Source organism: Shewanella sp. 11B5 (genome assembly GCF_002836795.1).
Classification (GTDB): Bacteria; Pseudomonadota; Gammaproteobacteria; order Enterobacterales; family Shewanellaceae; genus Shewanella; species Shewanella frigidimarina.
Genome location: NZ_PJAP01000858.1, coordinates 1 through 3558, shown reverse-complemented (window position 1 = coordinate 3558; position 3558 = coordinate 1). Strand labels below are relative to the sequence as shown.

The following is a 3558-nucleotide window of genomic DNA, read 5'->3' as shown; positions in this document are numbered from 1 at the left end:
GCTTTTCAGCCACATAATCGGCACTGACATCATTACGATAAATGACAACTTCACAACCTAGGCTGCGGAATTGATCGACTAGATTGTAAGTAAACGAATCGAAGTTATCGAGTAGGTATAATTTCATCGGTTTATTTGCTTGTGTGGTTGCAGTGCTCATAGCCCACCTCCCATTTTTATCGCAGAAATGACCGCTTGGGCTTTTTGACGTGTTTCATCCGCTTCGGCTTGTGGGTCTGAGTCAAACACCACGCCAGCACCTGCTTGTATATGAGCAACATCATTTTTAACAAAAGCTGAACGAATAACGATGCAGGTATCCATGTCGCCGAGACCATTGAGGTAACCCACTGCGCCACCATAACTGCCGCGACGAGCTTGCTCTGCTTGGCGTACTAATTGTGATGCACGTACTTTTGGGGCTCCTACTAAGGTTCCCATGTTCATGCAGGCTTGATAAGCGTGCAGAGCATCTAAATCTAAGCGTAATTGACCGGTAACACGACTGACTAAATGCATCACGTGCGAGTAACGGTCAACTTTTAACAGTTCAGCCACTTTACGGCTACCGCTTTGGCTGATGCGAGCGATGTCGTTACGGGCTAAATCGACCAGCATTAAATGTTCTGATAATTCTTTCTTATCTAAACGCAGCTCAAGTTCAATACGGCTGTCTAGGTCAAAATCAATCTCACCTTGGGCATTTTTACCGCGCTTACGCGTGCCTGCAATGGGATATACTTCGACTTGGTTACTGGCCGCATCATATTTCAGGGCACTTTCTGGCGACGCACCAAATAAGGTGAAATCAGGACCTCTAAAATAGAACATATATGGACTTGGATTGGTTAAGCGCAAAGCGCGATATGCACCAAGCGTATTCGGGCAAGGTAAGCTGAAACAACGAGATGGCACCACTTGGAAAATATCACCGGCGACAATGTGTTCTTTCAAATCAATCACGGTTTGCTTAAATTGTTCGTCAGTAATGTTAACTTTTTCGTCGGTTGTCACTGGTGTTAACGGAGCAATATCACCTAGCTCGGCGCATTGTTCGATGACGTGTTGCAGTTGCAGATCTAATTGTTGTGCAATGATGTTATCTTGACTGAATTGGTGGCTAACAATCTCGGCTTGCTGAGTTTGATGGTCAATTAAAATAAGTGTTTCAGCAAGATAGAATAAATAGTCAGGGCAATCGTTGTGAGCGTTGGGCGCAGCAGGGAGTGGCTCGACGGTATCAATTAAGTCATATGCTAATACACCACCTAAAAATAAATCTTCAAATTTAAGTGGATTATTGGTTTGAATGTGCTTAATAAACATTCTTAAGCCATCAAGAGGAGATGTTGACTTTAAGCGTGCATCTTCGTCTTGTAACTCGGTGGCCTTTTTCAACGTGACGATTAAAGTATCATTATCTCGTTGTTGCTGTGCATCACTGAAGAAGTTGGCAATTGGCACTAACAAGGTCGCACCATTGTGCGTTAATGCACTAAAAGTGAGTTGATAACCGTCGCAACGTATCATCATTGCCGCATGGGTGAGTACGATACTTTTTAAGTGGTCTTTACTTTCGACCTCAGCAGACTCTAATAGCATGGTATGCGGCGCGTTATTAGTGACTTGCTGATACAGTTTTAGCGGATCAGTATGGTAGGTTAATGGCTGCTTTTGCGTGGTAACCTGAGCGAGTTGGTTTGGTGTAGTCACTGTTGTCGTCATCACTATGTCGCCGCTCCTTGTATCCTGTTTGTTTATCATCTGTTGGCCTTTAATATTATGTAACCCGAGTGACTAAATTGAATGGGCCAAATAACAAGAAAGCCCACATCTCTGCGGGCTTTTTGGTAAAATCTTGTCTCTTAAAAATGAGCACAACGCTTCACACCACCCGTTAATTTGGGAAGTGCCACCACCATGTAATGTGTAATGAAGCTAAAGAGTGTGTCATCGTTAATCGCTGTATTATGTCTGTGTTTAATGCCTATAGGAAAACCCAGCTGGAGGTTAATGTCAATTGAATATTTCTCAAAAGCTGACAAAAAATGACAATCAGGATAGATCTAGTCTATTTATTGAGCCCTCTAACTAACTTATGCATAAATAATTCATCAATTGCCATCATTTATTCATAAATCCAAGCAGTATTTTTATCGCCACTCTAGTACAATAACCACATGATTACAGAGACTCTCTTGGCCGATCTTCACAGCCACACGACCGCATCAGACGGTCAATTAACACCAACAGAATTATTAACTCGCGCTATTGAAAAAGGCGTTGAGATGTTTGCTATTACTGACCATGACACTGTCGGAGGGTTAGCAGAAGCGCATCTTGCTAATCAAAACCATGCCACGCCGTTATTATTAATTAACGGTTGTGAGATTTCGACTCGTTGGAACAGTTTTGATATTCATATCGTCGGATTAAACTTGGATATCGCTCACACAGGATTGTTGGACTTTTTAACTCATCAACGTGAGTTGCGTGAAGTCCGAGCCCAAGAAATTGGTGAACGTTTAGCTAAAGCTGGGATAGAGGGTGCCTATGAAGGTGCTAAAGCTATTGCCGGTGATGCAGCGCTTAGCCGCGGCCATTATGCTAGATGGTTAGCAGATAATGGTCATGCGACAGATATGCCTAGCGTGTTCAAACGCTACTTAGCTCGAGGCAAAACAGGTTATGTACCCAATAATTGGGGCGATATGGCCAATGCGATAGAGCATATTCATCAAGCCGGTGGTGTTGCTGTATTAGCTCATCCCAGCGGTTACAAATTATCGGCCAAATGGCTTAAGCGCTTAGTGCGTGAATTTGCAGAGGCCGGTGGCGATGCGATTGAAGTTATTTTAGGTCAGCAAACATTAGACGACCGTAATAATCTTATTGCATTAAGTAAGCAAAATAACCTACTTGCTTCAGTGGGGAGCGATTTTCACTTTCCCAGTAATTGGATCGAGTTAGGTAAAAACTTATTCCAACCACAAGGTGTGGAATGGGTTTGGCAATCACAACATTGGACGAAAAGAGTATGAGTCAATTTTTTTATATTCATGATGAGAACCCACAAGCACGATTAATTAATCAAGCTGTGGCGATTCTTAAACAAGGTGGAGTCATTGTTTACCCAACTGACTCAGGTTATGCATTGGGCTGTATGATTGGTGAAAAAAATGCCATGACGCGTATGGCACGTATCCGCCAGATTGAAAATGACACCAATTTTTCATTAATGTGTCGTGATTTATCTGAGCTGGCTAATTTTGCCCGCGTTGATAACCAAGCATACCGTTTATTAAAAAGCTGTATGCCTGGCCCATATACATTTATTTTCAAAGCCACTAAAGAAGTGCCACGCCGTTTACAGTGCGATAAAAAGCGCACCATAGGCATTCGCGTACCTAATAATATTATTGCGCTCGCGTTACTTGAAGCATTGGGCGAACCAATGATGACCACCAGTTTAGTAATGCCAAATGAGCAATTTGCTGAATCAGACCCAGAGCATATTCGCGATATACTCGATCACTTGGTCGACGGTATTATTCACGG

General features: G+C 42.8%; 3 protein-coding genes and 1 pseudogene. 2 read left to right on the top strand and 2 right to left on the bottom strand.

Annotation, left to right across the window (positions count from 1 at the left end; translation table 11 throughout):
* Together CXF78_RS21915 and CXF78_RS17230 are read right to left on the bottom strand one after the other, a co-directional pair.
* A pseudogene (locus tag CXF78_RS21915) lies at nucleotides 1-127 on the bottom strand (anthranilate synthase component II); the annotation flags it as partial.
* 29 nt (nucleotides 128-156) lie between these two features.
* Nucleotides 157-1725 (bottom strand): anthranilate synthase component 1, encoded by a 1569-nt coding sequence (locus tag CXF78_RS17230; protein WP_102037450.1) that lies wholly within the window; start codon nucleotides 1723-1725, stop codon nucleotides 157-159.
* 455 nt (nucleotides 1726-2180) lie between these two features.
* Here CXF78_RS17230 and CXF78_RS17225 point away from each other — a divergent pair, with 455 nt between their 5' ends.
* Together CXF78_RS17225 and CXF78_RS17220 are read left to right on the top strand one after the other, a co-directional pair.
* A complete protein-coding gene (locus tag CXF78_RS17225; protein ID WP_059745488.1) occupies nucleotides 2181-3041 on the top strand; it encodes an RNase RNM in 861 nt (286 codons plus the stop codon).
* Nucleotides 3038-3558: L-threonylcarbamoyladenylate synthase (locus CXF78_RS17220; protein ID WP_102037449.1), on the top strand; the 521-nt coding region annotated here is incomplete at its 3' end. The genes CXF78_RS17225 and CXF78_RS17220, both read left to right, overlap by 4 nt.